General features: G+C 72.8%; 14 protein-coding genes. 11 read left to right on the top strand and 3 right to left on the bottom strand.

Features of this window, described 5'->3' with window-relative positions:
- Positions 1-600 precede the first annotated feature (600 nt).
- Entirely contained in the window at positions 601-1,281 is a 681-nt protein-coding gene (locus A3CE_RS0127510; protein ID WP_026468916.1) for a M23 family metallopeptidase, read from the bottom strand.
- Between the two features lie 1,003 nt (positions 1,282-2,284).
- Here A3CE_RS0127510 and A3CE_RS0127515 point away from each other — a divergent pair.
- The 9 genes from A3CE_RS0127515 to A3CE_RS0127555 all read left to right on the top strand — a co-directional run bounded on the left by A3CE_RS0127515 (position 2,285) and on the right by A3CE_RS0127555 (position 12,042).
- Positions 2,285-3,925: a hypothetical protein gene (locus A3CE_RS0127515; protein ID WP_245589599.1), complete on the top strand. Its 1,641-nt coding sequence runs from the start codon at positions 2,285-2,287 to the stop codon at positions 3,923-3,925.
- A 5-nt stretch (positions 3,926-3,930) separates the two neighbouring features.
- Positions 3,931-4,212: a hypothetical protein gene (locus A3CE_RS0127520; protein ID WP_245589600.1), complete on the top strand. Its 282-nt coding sequence runs from the start codon at positions 3,931-3,933 to the stop codon at positions 4,210-4,212.
- A gap of 118 nt (positions 4,213-4,330) precedes the next feature.
- A complete protein-coding gene (sucC, locus tag A3CE_RS0127525; protein ID WP_020643317.1) occupies positions 4,331-5,500 on the top strand; it encodes an ADP-forming succinate--CoA ligase subunit beta in 1,170 nt (389 codons plus the stop codon).
- Between the two features lie 2 nt (positions 5,501-5,502).
- Positions 5,503-6,393 carry a succinate--CoA ligase subunit alpha gene (sucD, locus tag A3CE_RS0127530; protein WP_026468917.1) on the top strand — a complete coding sequence of 297 codons (891 nt, stop codon included), beginning with the start codon at positions 5,503-5,505 and terminating at the stop codon, positions 6,391-6,393.
- Positions 6,394-6,596: 203 nt separating this feature from the next.
- Positions 6,597-7,373, top strand: coding sequence for a DUF5336 domain-containing protein (locus tag A3CE_RS0127535; RefSeq protein WP_020643319.1), 777 nt, complete (start codon positions 6,597-6,599; stop codon positions 7,371-7,373).
- A gap of 146 nt (positions 7,374-7,519) precedes the next feature.
- Positions 7,520-8,986 carry a cell division protein PerM gene (locus tag A3CE_RS0127540; protein ID WP_020643320.1) on the top strand — a complete coding sequence of 489 codons (1,467 nt, stop codon included), beginning with the start codon at positions 7,520-7,522 and terminating at the stop codon, positions 8,984-8,986.
- Positions 8,987-9,063: 77 nt separating this feature from the next.
- Positions 9,064-9,681 (top strand): phosphoribosylglycinamide formyltransferase, encoded by a 618-nt coding sequence (gene purN / locus A3CE_RS0127545; protein WP_020643321.1) that lies wholly within the window; start codon positions 9,064-9,066, stop codon positions 9,679-9,681.
- Positions 9,671-11,239 (top strand): bifunctional phosphoribosylaminoimidazolecarboxamide formyltransferase/IMP cyclohydrolase, encoded by a 1,569-nt coding sequence (gene purH, locus A3CE_RS0127550; protein WP_020643322.1) that lies wholly within the window; start codon positions 9,671-9,673, stop codon positions 11,237-11,239. Before purN ends, purH begins: the two co-directional genes overlap by 11 nt.
- A gap of 26 nt (positions 11,240-11,265) precedes the next feature.
- A complete protein-coding gene (locus A3CE_RS0127555; protein ID WP_020643323.1) occupies positions 11,266-12,042 on the top strand; it encodes a hypothetical protein in 777 nt (258 codons plus the stop codon).
- Here A3CE_RS0127555 and A3CE_RS0127560 read toward each other — a convergent pair.
- Positions 12,039-12,797 carry a hypothetical protein gene (locus A3CE_RS0127560; RefSeq protein WP_051183937.1) on the bottom strand — a complete coding sequence of 253 codons (759 nt, stop codon included), beginning with the start codon at positions 12,795-12,797 and terminating at the stop codon, positions 12,039-12,041. The genes A3CE_RS0127555 and A3CE_RS0127560 overlap by 4 nt on opposite strands.
- 43 nt (positions 12,798-12,840) lie before the next feature.
- Positions 12,841-13,347: a GNAT family N-acetyltransferase gene (locus tag A3CE_RS0127565; protein ID WP_020643325.1), complete on the bottom strand. Its 507-nt coding sequence runs from the start codon at positions 13,345-13,347 to the stop codon at positions 12,841-12,843.
- Between the two features lie 302 nt (positions 13,348-13,649).
- Between A3CE_RS0127565 and A3CE_RS0127570 the strand changes: the two genes are divergently transcribed.
- Together A3CE_RS0127570 and A3CE_RS0127575 are read left to right on the top strand one after the other, a co-directional pair.
- Entirely contained in the window at positions 13,650-14,390 is a 741-nt protein-coding gene (locus A3CE_RS0127570; protein ID WP_020643326.1) for a hypothetical protein, read from the top strand.
- Between the two features lie 289 nt (positions 14,391-14,679).
- The gene (locus A3CE_RS0127575) at positions 14,680-16,242 is read left to right on the top strand and encodes a DNA polymerase Y family protein (RefSeq protein WP_026468920.1); all 1,563 of its coding nucleotides are present in this window, start codon (positions 14,680-14,682) and stop codon (positions 16,240-16,242) included.

Below are 16,242 nucleotides of genomic sequence, written 5' to 3' on the forward strand. Positions count from 1 at the left end.
GTGTCCGCTCCGCGGGGGGCGCAGGGGGACCTGTGCCCTGGGGTTGGCTGCCGGTGCGCAGGCCCGCGGGGCTGTGCCCGGTGTGGCAGGTCGCGGTGGCGTACTTCATCCGGCGCCTGCCGGGCGGGCAGCGGTAGGCGGTTCCGGGCGCTGAGGCGCCTGTGGGCGGTTTTCCCGGCTCGGAAGTGGTTCCCGGTCGTCCGGCGGGTTTCGGCCCGGCCTGGGGCGCTTCTGGTGACGGACGCGTTCGGTCTCGGGCTCGGGTGGGACCCGAAGAGCTTCCGCGCGGCCGGCGCTCGCGGGGAAGCGATCTTGCCCGGACCGCTCGATGTCGTCCGGTCGCCTCGGTCGTCTCAGTCAGCTCAGTCGCCTTCGCCGGAGAGCGGAGACGTACCCGATCCGGGGGTTTGCGGTGGGCTCGCCGTGGCGAACCTTGATCTCGTGACCGGTTCCCACGCACGAGCGGCTCAGCGGAGCGCGTGCCTTCAGCGCTCTTCGCCGGCGGCTGCCGTTGCCCGCGCTGTCCCGGCCGGAGCGGATGGTCGCTCTACGGCCGGGTTTCCGCGGGTGGGGCTTGCTCCCGCGCGGGGAGCGAGCGGATCAGACGACGATGCCGCGCGCGGCCAGCCAGGGCCGGGGGTCGATCTTCTTGGTGCCGCCCTGCCACACCTCGAAGTGCAGGTGCGGGCCGGTGCTCGCGCCGCGGTTGCCGATCTCGGCGATCTGCTGGCCGCACTTGACCTTCTGGCCCTCCTTGACGGAGAAGCTGTTCATGTGGCCGTAGACCTGGATCGTGCCGTCGTCGAGCTGGATCCGGACCCAGAGGCCGAAACCGCTGGCCGGGCCGGCCTCGATCACGGTGCCGTCGGAGGCGGCGTAGATCGGGGTGCCGATCGAGTTGGCGATGTCGATGCCGAGGTGGCTCGTGCCCCACCGGGCACCGAAGCCCGAGGTGAAGGTGCCGTGCGCGGGCAGGCAGGTCTTGGGGCGATTGGCTTCTTCGGCGGCCCTCTTGGCTGCGTCGGCTTCGCGCTGCTCACGGGCTTGCGTGATGGAGGCGCTGTCGGCCAGCTTCGCGGCTTCGGCGGAGGCGTCGACGGTGTGGCCGGTCGGCAGGAGTTCCGGGGCACCCCCGGAGCCCGCACCTCCCGCGGTCAGCGAAGCGCTGGCGTCCTGGCTGTTGGCCAGGGGAGTCACGGCGGTGTCGGAATCGGTGACTGTCTTGAGAGTCGAGCCCGCAGCAGCAGCGGCGAACGCACCAGCCGCGACGGCGGCAACCACGACACGGCCTCGAAGGGCCGAAGAGGGCGGGGCGATGCGGTGCGCACCCCGGACACGAACGACCGCACCTTCCAGTGCGTCCTTCAATGCCGGGGAAGGAGCTTGGCCGCCGGGGGAGCGGTGTGAAGCCAAGACAGGGCCTTCCATCGTCGGGGAATCAGATCGAGGACTACGGGCGGGGGAACCCGGTGAACGAACCTCGGGGGTGGTTCGCTCGGTGTCCTACTTCGTGACCTGACTGTAATGGGGACCCCGGGACAGTAACGAAGGGGTACCGCTGTCGGCAAGACGTGCCTCCCGCGACGGCCGTTCGGGTGGAGTTCACGAATCTCTCACCTGTGGAAATCACCCAAAGTTAGAGGGGGTTTACGGCGTTCGATGTGACTTGCCTTACAGGCGAGAGAGGTGGTTGAAGGCGTCTGAAGGGCCTCCGAGGGGCATCACGGCCCGGAATAACGGTTTGCGGACGGGTGTTGAGGCCCGTTCGACGACTCGCGCCCCCGGCGACGGCTCTTGCTCGCCCGGACTTGCTAGCGTCGCGGGCAATATGCCCCCACGTTCAGAACCCCCCACCGGCAGCACCCCGCACGATTCCGCGGCCGAAGGCCCCACCGGCAAGCGGTCGGACCCGGACGCGACCGAGCCGGCGGGATCCGCGCCCGTCGACGCCACCGGGGACACGAGGGATTCGGTTGCGCCGCCCACCGACTCCACCGGCGCCGGCCGGAGGCCTGGCGAGGCAGTGGAGGGCGCGCGGGATTCGGTCGGGTCGCCGCGGCCGGGCAGCAGCGGAACCGCGAAAGGCGAGTCCACCGGCACCGCCCGGAGGTCCGGCAAACCTGCCGGTCCCACGCCGCGATCCGCCGTTTCCCCCGCAACCCGTCAACCGGCGCCGAACTCGGCCTGGGCCGCCGAGGACACCGACGACGCAAGCCTCTCGCCTCTCCTGAGCGCGGCCCTCGGACTCGTCGCCCTCGGCGCCGTCGCTCTCGCCGTCGCCGGGATGGTTCCCGTCTCGCCCGCCGCCGCGCCCGGGTTCGCCGGCTGGCCGTGGCTGGCCGTTCTCGCGCTCGCTCCGGCCGTGGCCGCCGGCTGGGCCGCCGTCACGAAACACCCGCGGCTCGGCGGGGGGATCGTCCTCGGCCTCGCCGCCCTGGCGCCCGGGCGGCTCGTGCTCGACCTCCAGTTCGCCGTCAACGGCCCGCTCACCATCCGGCCCGAGCTGTACCTGCCCGACCGGTTCCTCGGCGGCTCGGCCGTCGGCGCCGGGTTCTGGCTGCTCGTCGCCGGGCACGTCCTCACCTGCGCCGCCGGGGTGCTCGCCTGGCGGGCGCACCGGAGCCACGAAGAACCCGAACGCCGTCGCTGGCGGCTGCTCGCGCCGCTGCTCGCCGTCGTCGCCGGGGTCGGGCTGCTGACCGCTCCCGTCGACTCCGACAACGGCTTCCTCCTGGCCCGCGCCGCCTTCGAAGGGCCCTGGCCCGCCCTCGGCGGGTACCTCCTGCTCGCCGCCGCGTTGCCGCTGGCCGCCGCGCTCGCTCTCGCCGCTCCGTCCGAAAGCACCGCCCGCGGGGCACTCGCCGGGCTGACCGCCGGGGCCTTCGGGGTCGCCGTGCCGCCCGTGCTGGCCGGTCTCTACCGCTCCGACCTGCACGTCACCTGGGGACCCGTCCTGGTGCTCGGGGCGACCGCCGTCATCGGCGGCCTCGCCTTCACGCCGCTCGCCGAGAAGACCGAGAAGCCCGAAGCGGACCTCGCCGGCGCCGCGAAGCTGCCCGGCCTCTTCTGGTGGCGGCTCACCACCGGGCTGCTGGGCCTGGCCACCGCGATCGCCGCCGTCATCGGCAGCGTCACGTCGCAGGTCGCCGTCACCGCACTGAACCCGGGCGCCACCACGCCGGTCAGTGCCGCCGCCGCGAGCCCAGCCCGGTGGTTCCTGCTCACCGCCGCGCTCGTGCTCGCCGTGCTCGCCGTCGGCACGCTGGTCCCGAAAACCGCGCCGGCGGCGCGGCCGCTGCTCGGGCTCGCCTGGGCCGGGATCGTCCTGGCCGGCACGGCCGTCCTCACCACGGCGCTGACCGCCACCCAGGCCGGCAACCTCGCCGGGTTCGGGGGAACCGGCGCCACCCCGGCCTTCACCTACGACCTCGGCGCCGGCGCGGCCTGGACGTTCGCCGCGCTCGTGCTCGCCGCTCTCACCGCGCTCGCCGCCGCCGGGACCGGCGTCGTCGAACGGGAGGACACCGGGGAAGAGGCCGGGCCGGGCAAGAACGTGCTCACCCCCGTCGTGGCCGGCGGGGTGCTGGCGGTCGCCGCGTTCGGGCTGCCCGTCTTCGGCGTTCCCGGCTACGTCGCGCCCGGGCTCTGGTCGAACTTCGACACCCCTTCGTGGGGACTGCTGACCGCCGCCGCGGTCGTCCTCGGCGCCGCGCTGCTGGCGCTGCGTTCCCGGCCGAAGCCGGCGGCGGCGCTGCTGTCCGGTGCTGCCCTGCTCGTCGCGCTGCACGCCGCGGAGCTGCCGCTCGTCGGCGGCGCGCTCGGCGACGCGAGCCCGTCGACGGGCTTCTGGGTCGCCCTCGCGGCCGTGGCGGCGCTGCTCGTCGCGGCGGGCATGTCCGCCGCGGGCGGGCGCGAAGCACCGTGATCCGCGTGCTCGTCGTCGAGTTCACCCGCCTCGACCCGGCCGCCGTCGCGCTCGGGCGCTTCCTGCGTGACGAAGGCCTCGAAGTCATCCACGCCGGACCCCTCGGCACCGTTGAACAGATCCTTCGCACCGCCGAACAAGAGGACCCGGACGCGGTCGTAGTCCTCGGTGACGAGCCGCCGGACCTGCCCGGTCTCCGTGTCTTCACCGACCCGGAAGAAGCCGCGGAGTGGGCTTCCGGTGGGCGGTCTCACACCGGTGACGCACCGTCTGACCGCGTACGGTGACCGACTTCACCAGGTGCGGAGTCCCCTGCGTCTGCGCAGGTCGCTAACCTCGACTGGTCCGACAGCGCGGTCCGGTCGCGGACCACCTGCAGTGGCGTGTCGTCAGGAGACTGGAGTAGTGGACCTCTACGAGTACCAGGCGAGGGATCTCTTCGCCGCCCACGGAGTACCGGTTCTGCCGGGCTCGGTGGCTAGCACCCCCGAAGAAGCCAAGACCGCCGCGGAGCAGATCGGCACCCAGGTCGTCGTCAAGGCGCAGGTGAAGGTCGGCGGCCGCGGCAAGGCGGGCGGCGTCAAGCTGGCCCAGACGCCGGACGAGGCGAAGGAGAAGGCGGAAGCCATCCTCGGTCTCGACATCAAGGGCCACATCACGCGTCGCGTGCTCGTGGCCGAAGCCTCGGACATCGCGTCCGAGTACTACTTCTCCTTCCTGCTGGACCGCGCGAACCGCACGTTCCTGGCGATGGCGTCCTCCGAGGGCGGCATGGAGATCGAGCAGCTCGCGGTCGAGCGGCCCGACGCGCTCGCGAAGATCCCCGTCGACGCGATCGCCGGTGTGGACAAGGCGAAGGCGCTCGAGATCCTGAAGGCCGGCAACTTCCCGGCCGACATCATCGACGAGGCCGCCGACGTCGTCGTGAAGCTCTGGGAGACCTTCGTCTCCGAGGACGCCACGCTGGTCGAGGTCAACCCGCTGGTCCGCGACCCGCAGGACAAGATCATCGCCCTCGACGGCAAGGTCACCCTCGACGAGAACGCGGACTTCCGCCAGCCGGGCCACGAAGCCCTGGTGGACAAGGACGCGGAGAACCCGCTCGAGGCGAAGGCCAAGGCCAAGAACCTCAACTACGTCAAGCTCGACGGCCAGGTCGGCATCATCGGCAACGGCGCGGGTCTCGTGATGTCCACTTTGGACGTCGTGGCGTACGCGGGCGAGAAGCACGGCGGCGTCAAGCCCGCCAACTTCCTCGACATCGGCGGCGGCGCGTCGGCCGAGGTCATGGCGGCCGGGCTGGACGTCATCCTCAACGACACCGACGTGAAGAGCGTCTTCGTCAACGTCTTCGGCGGCATCACCGCCTGCGACGCGGTGGCGAACGGCATCGTCGAGGCCCTGAAGATCCTGGGCGACGAGGCCGCCAAGCCGCTGGTCGTCCGCCTGGACGGCAACAACGTCGTCGAGGGTCGCCAGATCCTGGCCGACGCGAACCACCCGCTGGTCACCGTGGTGGACACAATGGACAACGCGGCCGACAAGGCTGCCGAGCTCGCCGCGGCAGGTGCGTGAAGATGTCGATCTTCCTGAACGAGAACAGCAAGGTCATCGTGCAGGGGCTCACCGGCTCCGAGGGCATGAAGCACGCGACCAAGATGCTGAAGTCCGGCACGAACATCGTGGGTGGCGTCAACGCCCGCAAGGCCGGCCAGACCGTCACCATCGATGGCAAGGACCTCAAGGTCTTCGGCACCGTCGAAGAGGCGATCAAGGAGACCGGCGCCGACGTGTCGGTCATCTTCGTGCCGCCGAAGTTCGCCAAGGACGCGGTCCTCGAGGCGATCGACGCCGAGATCCCGCTCGCCGTGGTGATCACCGAGGGCATCCCGGTGCACGACTCGGCCTACTTCTGGGCCCACGCCGTCGCCAAGGGCAACACGACCCGGATCATCGGGCCGAACTGCCCCGGCGTGATCAGCCCGGGCAAGTCGAACGCCGGCATCATCCCGGCCGACATCTCCGGCCCGGGCCAGATCGGCCTCGTGTCGAAGTCCGGCACGCTGACCTACCAGATGATGTACGAGCTGCGGGACATCGGCTTCTCCACCGCGGTCGGCATCGGCGGTGACCCGATCATCGGCACCACGCACATCGACGCCCTCGAGGCGTTCGAGGCGGACCCCGAGACCAAGGTCATCGTGATGATCGGCGAGATCGGTGGCGACGCCGAAGAGCGCGCCGCGGCCTACATCAAGGAGAACGTGACGAAGCCGGTCGTCGGTTACGTCGCGGGCTTCACCGCGCCCGAGGGCAAGACCATGGGCCACGCGGGCGCCATCGTGTCGGGCTCCTCCGGCACGGCCGCCGCGAAGAAGGAGGCCCTCGAGGCCGCCGGCGTCAAGGTCGGCAAGACCCCGAGCGAGACCGCCGTCCTCGCGCGTGAGCTGTACAACAGCCTCGGCTGAGCACGAACAGTAATTGCAGGTAGAGCCGGGCACCTTCACGGTGCCCGGCTCTGCCGCGTTTCGGCACGAAACCTGCCGAGGTATTCACGCGTCTGGTGGGCTGGCGGCTTGCGAGTGCGCTAGCGTTCTGCGCACACAAGCCGCCTCGTCTTCCTTGGGCGCCGCGCGTCCGAAGTGCCGGTCGAACCGACAGGAGTGCATCGATGACCTTCCCCAGCGGCGGGCCTGGCTACCCCCAGCAGGGTGGCGGCCAGCAGCCCCCCGGACCGCCGTCCAGTGGCTTCCCGGCGCAGCAGCAGCAGCCGCACTCGCACCAGGCGCCGTCCGGTGGCGGTCCCGCGGGCCTGCCGCAGAACCTGCCGCTGCTGCTCGCCCTGGTCGTCGCCGTCTTCGCCGTCGTGCAGTACTTCCTCGGCTTCTCCGACAACGGCGACGTCGGCCTCGGCGGGACGTTCCTGCTGGGCGGTGGCCTGCTCGCCGCGATGCACGCCCTGCCGAAGGGCCCGAAGACGCTGCCGTTCGCGGCCCTGTTCAGCGTCCTCGGCGCGCTCGAGGTCCTGGACTCGCTGGTCGGGATGCAGACTTCGCCCGGCATCGTCACCGTCATCCTGATCCTGGGGATCCTGCAGATGATCGCCGCGGTCGGCGCGCTGCTGATCGAGCACGACGTCATCAAGCCGCCGGCGCCGAAGCCCGCCGCGCCGTCCTACGGCGGCCAGTACGGACAGCCCGGTCAGCAGCAACAGCAGCAGTACGGCCAGCCCGGTCAGCAGTTCGGCCAGCAGGGCCACGGCCCGGCCGGTGAGCAGCAGGCGGCGCCGTTCTCGCAGCCGGGCCAGTACGGTTCGCCGAACCCGCCGTCGACCACTCCGCCGCCGGGGCAGCAGGCCACGACGTACGCCCCGCAGCAGGGCCAGTTCTTCCAGCAGCCGCCGTCGGACAACCCGGGCACCCCGCCCGGTGGCTTCGGCAAGAGCTGACTCAGCCGCTCCCGAAACACCCGCTGTGACCCTCCGTGGCACGGCGGGTGTTTTGCGTTCGCGGGTTACCCGACCGGGTGGGTTAGCTTCCCCACGTCTCCGCGCGGCGGCGAGCCTCACCCGGATGGACCAGCCCGGATGTCAGGGTGCGGATCATGGAACTGCTCACCGACGACCCCCGCCCACCGGGTGACGTCGTGGGCAGCCCCGGCACCGGGCTCTCCCGGGCGGCCCGGCTGCGGGTGCTGTTCGCCGCCGCGCTGGGCCCGCTGGTCACCGGCTACGCCGCCGTCGCGACGGTGCTGGCCCTGGTCACCCTGACCGCCGAACGCACTGCCTTCTCCGCCACCGGGGTGCTGCTGGCCGCCGGGCCCGGCTGGCTCGCCGCCCTTCAGGTGCGTGTCGGCCTAGGCGGCCATCCGCTCGGTGTGCTGCCGCTGCTGCCGACGCTCGGCGCGTTCGCCTTGGCCGCGCGGACGGCGTCCGGCGCCGTCCAGCGCCTCGGCTGCCGGTCGTTCCGCGAAGCGCTGCCCGTCCTCGTCGCGGTCGCCGGCGCGCACGCGGTGTTCGGGCTGGTCGTCGCCCTGGCGGCGCAGGGCTCGGCGGTGACGGCGAACCCGCCGGCCGCGTTCGCCGTGCCCGGGCTGCTCGCCGCAGTGGCCTCCTTCGCGGGCATCACCTGGTCATGCGGGCTGCCGGACGTCGTCGCCGAACGCCTCGACCCGCTGGCCGTGCGCGGGCTGCGGGCCGGTGCGCTGGGGCTCGCGGTGCTGCTGGCCTGCGGCGCGGCCGTGTTCACCGTCGCGACCGCCGTTTCGTGGGCGACGGTGTCCGACATCTACGAGCCCGCCTTCGGCACCAGCTTCGGGCTCTTCGTGCTTTCCGTCCTGTACCTGCCGAACGCCGTGACGGCTGCGCTGTCCTTCGTCACCGGGCCGGGGTTCTCGATCGGCTCGCTGAACGTCGGCATGTTCGGCTACCGCGGCGCCGCCGTGCCCGGCGTCCCGGTGCTCGGCGGCCTGCCCGACCACCACGCCGCGTGGTGGCCCGCGCTGCTGGTGCTGCCCACGGCGGCCGGGGTGCTGGTCGGCTGGTCGCTGCGCAAGGCCGACGCCGATCCGGCCCAGCGCATCCGCGCGGTGGCGGTGGCCGGCGCGGTCGTCGCGCTCGGCTGCGTCGTGCTGGGCACGCTGTCCGGCGGACGGCTCGGCGACGGCCCGTTCGACCCGGTGAGCGTCCCGGTCGGCGTCGCTTCGGTCGTCGCCTTCTGCTGGATCGTCATCCCGGGCTCCTTTACCGCCTTCTTCGCCGGCGAGCACGAGCCGCCCGCGCCGCCGCCGGAAGCGCTCGAAGACAACCAGGCCTTCGAGGATGCCGAAGACGTCGACGCCGATGAAGCGGCCGAAGCAGTCGAGGAACTCGAAGCGTCCGAAGAGGACGAAGAAGCCGAAGTCACCGAAGAAGAGACCGACGAGGACGCCGAGTTCGAAGCCGAGGCCGACGCCGAACTCGGCCTCGAAGAACCGGCCGAAGACGCCCCCGCCGTCGACGAGGCTGTGACCGGAGGCACCGAGACCTGCGGCGACGTCGAGCCGGACGAGGCCGACCGTTAGGGTTGACGCGACCTGGTGAAGCGCCGTGCGCCCGGCTGCGCACCGCCCGCGGCAAGGAGCCCGCTCTGTCTCAACGGTTGGACCTGCCCACTCCGGTGAAGCTCGTCGTGCTCGCGTCGGGCTCCGGCACCCTCCTGCAGGCGCTGCTGGACGCCACCGGGCGGTCCGGCTTCCCGGCCAAGGTCGTCGCCGTCGGCGCCGACCGCACCGGCATCGAGGCCCTCACCCGCGCCGAGCGCCTGAGCATCCCGTCGTTCACCGTCCGCGTCGCCGATCACCCCGACCGCGCCGCGTGGGACAAGGCGCTGACCGAGGCCGTCGCGGCGTACCGCCCCGACCTGGTCGTCTCCGCCGGGTTCATGAAGATCCTCGGGGGTGAGTTCCTCGGCCGCTTCACGGTGATCAACACGCACCCGGCGCTGCTCCCGTCCTTCCCCGGGATGCACGCGGTCCGCGACGCGCTGGAGGCCGGGGTCAAGGTCACCGGCTCGACCGTGCACTTCGCGGACGCCGGGGTCGACACCGGGCCGATCATCGCCCAGGAGGCGGTCGTCGTGGAGAGCGACGACGACGAAAACGTCCTGCACGAACGGATCAAGGCCGTCGAACGCAGGCTGCTGGTGGAAACGATCGAGCGACTCGGCCGCGGTGGCTGCGCCGTGGACGGACGAAAGGTGACATTTCGTGAGCACTGACCTGGGACGGCGCCCGGTCCGCCGGGCGCTGATCGGCGTCTCGGACAAGGCGGGCCTCCTGGACCTCGCGACCGGCCTGCACGCGGCCGGCGTCGAGATCGTCTCCACCGGCGGCACGGCGAAGGTCATCGCCGACGCGGGTGTCCCGGTCACGCCGGTCGAGCAGGTCACCGGGTTCCCGGAGTCGCTGGACGGCCGCGTGAAGACGCTCCACCCGCACGTGCACGCCGGCCTGCTGGCCGACCAGGGCAACCCCGACCACGTCGAGCAGCTGCGCAACCTGGACATCGCGGCGTTCGACCTGCTGGTGGTCAACCTGTACCCGTTCGCGCAGACCGTCGCCTCCGGCGCGAGCCCCGAGGACTGCGTCGAGAACATCGACATCGGCGGCCCGGCCATGGTCCGCGCGGCGGCGAAGAACCACGGCAGCGTGGCGGTCGTCGTCGACCCGGCCCGCTACGGCTGGGTGCTCGAGCGCGTCGCCGACGGCGGCTTCGAGTTCGAAGACCGCAAGCGCCTCGCTGCCCAGGCGTACGCGCACACGGCGGCGTACGACACGGCCGTCGCTTCGTGGTTCGCCAGTGCGTACGCCCCCGACGAGAACACTGTCGACGCCGGCTTCCCGGACTTCCTCGGCGCCACCTGGGAACGCGCCGACGTCCTGCGTTACGGCGAGAACCCGCACCAGAAGGCCGCGCTGTACAAGAGCGACCGGCCCGGCCTGGCGCACGCCGAGCAGTTGCACGGCAAGGCCATGTCGTACAACAACTACGTCGACACCGACGCAGCGCGCCGCGCCGCGTACGACTTCGCCGAGCCCGCCGTCGCGATCATCAAGCACGCCAACCCGTGCGGCATCGCGATCGGCGCGGACATCGCCGAGGCGCACCGCAAGGCGCACGCGTGCGACCCGGTTTCGGCCTACGGCGGCGTCATCGCGACGAACCGGCCGGTCAGCCGCGAGGCGGCCGAGCAGATCGCCGAGGTCTTCACCGAGGTCGTGCTGGCGCCGGACTTCGACGCCGAAGCCCTGGAGATCCTGCAGCGCAAGAAAAACATCCGGCTGCTGAAGCTGCCGGCGGCCCCGGCATTCCCGGTCGAATTCCGCCCGATCTCCGGCGGTGTCCTGCTGCAGACGGCCGACGCGATCGACGCCGCCGGGGACGACCCGGCTTCGTGGACGCTGGCCACCGGCGCGGCGGCCGACGAGCAGACCCTGCGCGACCTCGAGTTCGCGTGGCGCTCGCTGCGCGCGGTCAAGTCGAACGCCATCCTGCTGGCCGCCGACGGCGCGACCGTCGGCGTCGGCATGGGCCAGGTCAACCGGGTCGACTCGTCGCGGCTCGCGGTGGCGCGGGCCGGCGACCGGGCCAAGGGCTCGGTCGGTGCGTCGGACGCGTTCTTCCCGTTCCCGGACGGCCTGGAGGTGCTGGTCGAGGCGGGTGTCCGCGCGATCGTGCAGCCGGGCGGATCGGTCCGCGACGCCGAGGTCATCGCGGCCGCGGAGAAGGCGGGGATCACCATGTACCTGACGGGGACACGCCACTTCGCGCACTGACCCCGCGCTTCGAGAGGGAGGGCTCGATGCAGCAACCGCCGCAGTACGGCCAAGGTCGGCAGGGGTACCCGGGCCATCCCCAGCAGCCCGGGTACCCGCCTCAGGGCTACCCGCGGCAGCCGGGGTACCCGCCGCCGGGCTATCCCCAGCAGGGCTACCCTCCGCCCGGCTACGGCGGGCCGGTGGGGCCGCCGAAGAAGAAGCGCACCGGGCTGATCCTCGGCATCGTCGGTGCTGTCGTCGTGCTGGTGGGCGCGGGTATCCCGCTGGCGATCATCGCGGGCGACTACTTCGCGAGCACCGGCGCGCAGCCGTCGTCGTCGCCGGTGCCCGCCGAGTGCCAGGTCCCGGCGCAGGTGCTGGAGAAGGCCGGCTTCCCGAGCTACGCCGGCACCAGCCCCGTCGGCACGTCGTCGCCGCTGCCCGGGCTGAAGCAGATCGGCTGCGGGTTCAAGCCGGGACCCGACGAGAACGTCCGCGACGCCACCATGAGCGTCCGGATCGTCGAGTACTCCGGAGAAGACGCGCTGCAACAGGCGAAGGACAACTTCATGCCGACGAGGCCCGAGGTGGCGCCGACCGAGGTGCGCGGCCTCGGCGACAAGGCGGCGCTGGTGCACCTGGTCACGAAGAGCGCGTTCAGCGGCGCCGAGCTGCACGTGCTCAAGGGGACGAACGTCGTCACGGTCGAAGTGAACGGCTGGGACAAGGGGTTCTTCTCGAACTCGCCGATCCCGCAGCAGGAGTCGGACGACGCCGTGAAGGCGGTCGCCGCCGAGGTCGTCAAGAAGCTGCCGCGCTAGGCCGGCGCGGGCAGCGCCTTGCAGAGCGCGACCGGGAACTTCTTTTCGGCCGCCTGGATCTCGGCGCACCCGGCCGACTTGACCTGCGCGAACGCCGTCCAGCCGCCGTCGCTCCAGCGGAAAACCGAGCGGGACGGCGGTTCGGTCTGGCGCATCAGCAGGTCGAGGACCAGCCAGCCGGGGTCGCAGACGCGGGTGGTGCCCGTGCTTTCGGCACCCACGGCGGACACCGCCGCGCCGATCCACGCCGGGTCGCAGTGGTCGGCGGGCGGGGCGCAGGTGCCCTGGCGGTCGCAGTGGCCCCAGCCGGCGCCGAGCTTGTGCCAGGCGTTCGCGGCGTCGGCGTTGAGGATCACGGTCCGGTCCGCGACCGGGTCCGACGTGCTCAGCCGCAGCTCCGCGGGCACCTTGTCCTGGCAGCCGCCCGCGGCGGGCCGGGTCGAGTAGACGACGTCGGCGCGGATGTCGGTCTTCGCCTCGACGAGCTGCTCGATCCGTGGCTCCCGGACGCAGCCGGGGTCCTTGCCGGGCAGGGCGACCTCCACGAACAGGCTGTTCAGGTCCGGGCCCGGGCGGATCCCGGTGACGTCGGCGCGGAACGAGCGCCACTCCGCGCCGATGGTCGTCGGCGCCGGGGCGGCGGCCGTGGCGCCGGGCACGCCACCGCCGGCGGTCAGCACGACGGCGAGCACCGCTCCCGCCGCGACGAGGGCGCCGGCGATCCACAGGATCGGCCGGCTCCGCTGTTCGGTCATCGCCACCCCCAAGTCCACCGGCAATCTAGCCGACGCCGCAGCGTCAGCCGGGCGGCCCGGATTTCTCGCGCAGCGTGACGTCCTTGTCCAGGGGCACCGCTTTCTCCAGGTGCACCGCGCCGCGGATGTGGCCGCCGGTCGCGGGGGCGTGGGTGAGCCGGTAGCCGGCCCGCTGGTACAGCGCGATGTTGCGGGCGCTGCGGGACCCGGTGAACAGGGTGAACCGGCGGGCTTCGGCGGGTGCCGGCGCTTCGGCGTGCGCGAGCAGCCGCCGGCCCAGCCCGCGCCCGGCGAGGTCCGGCGCGACCATCAGCCTGCCGAGCTCCCAGCGGTCGCCGTCCAGCCGGGCGCGCACCGCGCCGACGAGCCGGTGGTCGTGCCGCAGGACCCACACCGACCACGTCTTCACCCAGTCGCGCACGTCCTCGAGCGTTTCGTGCAGGGCGGGGACGTCGAGGGTGTCGTTGAGGACGGCCTCCTCGACCCAGCAACAGCGTTGCAGGACCAGCAGTTCCGGGCAGTCTCCGGGCCGGGCTTCGGTGAGCTCCACGCCGGTGTGTCTATCGACCGGCCCGGGCGACGGCAACTTCATTACGGTGGCGGGGTGACCGGCTTGCCTTGCTGCGCCTGGGTTCGCTCCCCTGCCGCAAGGCTGGGCGCGGCCGGCTTTCCGGGCCGCAGACCCCACTACCGGGTGACTTGACACTCCGAGCGGTTCACGGTTGACTGTTCCTTGTCGAACAAGTGTTCGACAAGGAACCGCCGCCTTCCCCGCGGCGAACCAGCGCCGTCGGTCGCGTTTTTGGGAGAGGCTCGACCGCCGGCCTTGTCCGTGGTGGGGAGGTGCGTGCGGTGACCGCTGTGGCGGCCGCTTTGACAGAGCCGCCGGTGGCCCGGCTGGCGGCCCTGCCCGGGGTCAGCACGGCGAGCCGGGTGGCGGCCCAGGCCGAGCGGGCCCGGGCGACGGGAAGGGTGCTCCCGGTCGCCCCGGCGCTGGCCGGGCTGCTGCCCGCCGCCGGGCTCCGGCGCGGGAGCACGGTGGCGGTCCACGGGGGGACGTCGCTGCTGCTCGCGCTGCTCGCCGAGGCCACCGCCACGGGGTCGTGGGCGGCGGTGGTCGGCATGCCGTCACTGGGGCTGGCGGCCGCGGCCGAGTACGGCGTGGACCTCACCAGGGTGGCGCTGGTGCCGCGGCCGGGCGCGGAGCTCCCGGCGGTGGTCGCGGCGTTGCTCGACGGCGTGGACCTGGTGGCGGTCCACTCGGAGACGGTGCACGCCACACTGCAGCCGGCGGTGGCGCGGCGGCTGTCCGCACGGGCCCGCCACCGTGGCGCGGTATTGCTGGCATTCGGCGCCTGGCCGGGCGCGGACGTCGAGCTGTCGTGCCGCCGCGAGTCGTGGTCGGGTCCCGAGGGCGGCTCGGGTCCCAACATAGGCTACGGCCACCTCCGGGAGCGCCGGGCCCTGGTCCGCGCCCGAGGCCGCGGCGCGGCGGCCCGTCCGGTCACGGCGGAGCTCTCCCTCCCGGCCGCGGACGGCTCGGTGACCCAAGCGGTCCCGCGCCTCCAGCTCCACGAGGAGGCCACGGCATGACGCCCCAGTTTCGTCCAAACAGGACAGTCACCGCTTCCCGCCACTGCGGCCTGACGCCGTGTCGTCCCCCCAATCACGCGTGTCGGCTCTCCAATCACACGAGTCGACGGTCTGATCACGCGAGTTCGCTTCCGGGGTGCGCGATCCGGCGGTCCGAGTGCGCGAGCCGACCGTCTGGGTGCGGCCGCGGTTCACTCCGTCACCGCAGCACTGGCTGCGTTCGGGGCCGGCTCCGGGAGGCCACATGACCGTCCCGGCTCAACGCGCCGCCGCCGACACCCCCACCCGGATGCTGGTCCTGTGGTGCCCCGACTGGCCCGTCGTCGCGGCCGCGGCTGCCGGTGGGGCACCCGCGACCCAGCCCGCCGCTGTCTTCAGCGCCAACCGGGTCGTTGCCTCGAACGCCGTCGCGCGGCGGGGTGGGGTCCGGCGGGGGATGCGGCGGCGGGAGGCGCAGTCGAACTGTCCGGAACTGGCCGTCTTCAGCGCGGACGACGGCCGGGACGCGCGGCTCTTCGAAGCCGTCGCGCGGGCCGTCGAGGCGCTCGTTGTCGGCGTCGAGGTCGTTCGGCCGGGCTTGGTGGCGGTGCCCGTCGCGGGCGCCGCGGGCTACTTCGGTGGTGAACACGCGCTGGTCGAGCGGCTCGTCGACGAGGTGTCCGCCGCGGCCGGCGTCGAGAGTCAAGCGGGTGTCGCCGAGGGGCTGTTCGCCGCGACGCTCGCCGCCCGGCGGGGCACGTTCGTCGACCCCGGGTGCGTTGCCGAGTTCCTCGCGCCGTTGCCCGTCACCGAGCTCGACCAGCCCGGTAGCGACCGTGCGGAACTGGCCGACCTGTTGCGCCGCCTCGGTTTGAAGACGCTCGGTGCGTTCGCCGCCCTCTCGGAGCGCGACGTCGCCAACCGGTTCGGCACGGCCGGGGTGCTCGCTCACCGGCTGGCGCGCGGACATTCCGAACGGCCGCCGCTGCGCCGCCGGCCGCCGCCGGAGCTGACTCTGGCCGAGGAGTTCGACCCGGTCGTCGAGCGGGTCGACGTCGCCGCGTTCCTCGCCAAGGGCCTCGCGACGCGGTTCTGCGCCGGTCTCGCCGGGCACGGCCTGGCCTGCACCCGGCTCGGCATCTACGCGGTCACCGAAGAAGGCGAACACCTCGGCCGGGTGTGGCGGTGCGCGGAACCGCTGACCCCCGCCGGCGTCGCCGACCGCGTGCGCTGGCAGTTCGAGGGCTGGCTGCGCGCCGCGCCGGGGCAGCGCCCGACGTCCGGCGTGGTGCGGCTGCGGCTGGAGCCCGAGGAACTCGTCGAAGGCCGGTCACTGCAGCTCGACCTGTGGCAGAACGGCGGTTCCGACGAAGCCGACGAACGCGCGGCTCGCGCGTTCGTCCGGGTCCAGGGCCTGCTCGGCCCCGAAGGCGTGGTGACGCCGGTGCTCGAGGGCGGCCGCGACCCGGCGGGCCGCGTCCGGCTGGTGGCCTGGGGCGACCCGCGCGAGCGGACGACGCCACCGGACGCGACCTGGCCGGGACGGCTGCCGGCCCCGTCCCCGGCGACGGTGCTCGATCGGCCGGTGCCCGCCCAGGTCTTCGACGCCGAGGGCCGGCCCGTCGGGATCACCGGCCGCGACCAGGTCACCGCGCCCCCGCACCGGCTGAGCATCGCCGGCGGGCCGCGCCGGGACATCGTCGCCTGGGCGGGCCCCTGGCCGACGGCGGCCGGCCGCCGTCGCCCGGGCCCACGGCGCGCACGGTTGCAGCTGGTGCTGGCGGCGGAGGAAGGCGAGCCACCCGAGGCGGTGCTGGCGTACTGCGCGGGCACGGAAAATCCACTGTGGACGGTCGAGGGAGTGTACGACTGA

Source organism: Amycolatopsis balhimycina FH 1894 (genome assembly GCF_000384295.1).
Taxonomy (GTDB): Bacteria; Actinomycetota; Actinomycetes; order Mycobacteriales; family Pseudonocardiaceae; genus Amycolatopsis; species Amycolatopsis balhimycina.